We start from the raw sequence: 615 nt of genomic DNA, 5'->3' as shown, positions 1-615 counted from the left end.
CGGAGTCTGGGCAAACTCCTCCGCTTCGATTTGCAGCCGCGCTGCTATTTCCGCCTGCCGTTGCCCGGCAGGCTTGCCATGCACGGCCCCCAAACTGCCCAGCGCCACCTGGGTAATGATCTCTTCTTGCAGGTCACTGTCCAGCTTGTGGTCGATAAAATACTGCGGCAACTGCCCGGCGACTTCTGCCTTGATGGTTTTATAAGCATTGAGCATGTCGTTTATTGTGTCCCGGTCGTACTGGTGCTGCTGGAACACTGGCGGCCGGGCGCACTCTGCCGTTTCCCGGCAGGATCGCTGGCTGGCATTGTCCCGGGTTGGCAGCAGGTCAATAATGTGTTCCACCAGTTGTTGCGCCTCGTCGTATTGCCCGGTTACCTTGCCGGCACTGACCATCGACATCAGCTTCAGGCGGTTCATCGCCTCTTCCTGAACCCCCATCTTGCTGTCGTACAGGGCAGTGAAGCGTTGCCAGGCACTCTGGCTGTCCCTGGGAGCCGGATCGTCCCACTGAGGTTCCAGTCCAAAACAGTCGGGCATCCTTGTCAGTGACTGGATGGCCTGTTGCTGCTGCCGGTCCGACAGCCCGAAGAAGGATGCCCGGGCCGAACCATA

At 59.5% G+C, this 615-nt stretch carries 1 protein-coding gene; it reads right to left on the bottom strand.

Annotation, left to right across the window (positions count from 1 at the left end; translation table 11 throughout):
* Nucleotides 1-615 (bottom strand): hypothetical protein (locus J7438_RS26895; RefSeq protein ID WP_209279081.1); only part of this gene is annotated, 615 nt, incomplete at both ends.

This window comes from Thalassotalea sp. G20_0, assembly GCF_017744175.1.
Lineage (GTDB): Bacteria > Pseudomonadota > Gammaproteobacteria > Pseudomonadales > Endozoicomonadaceae > Endozoicomonas.
The sequence above is the reverse complement of the archived record's forward strand: the minus strand, read 5'-3'. Positions and strand labels throughout refer to the sequence as shown.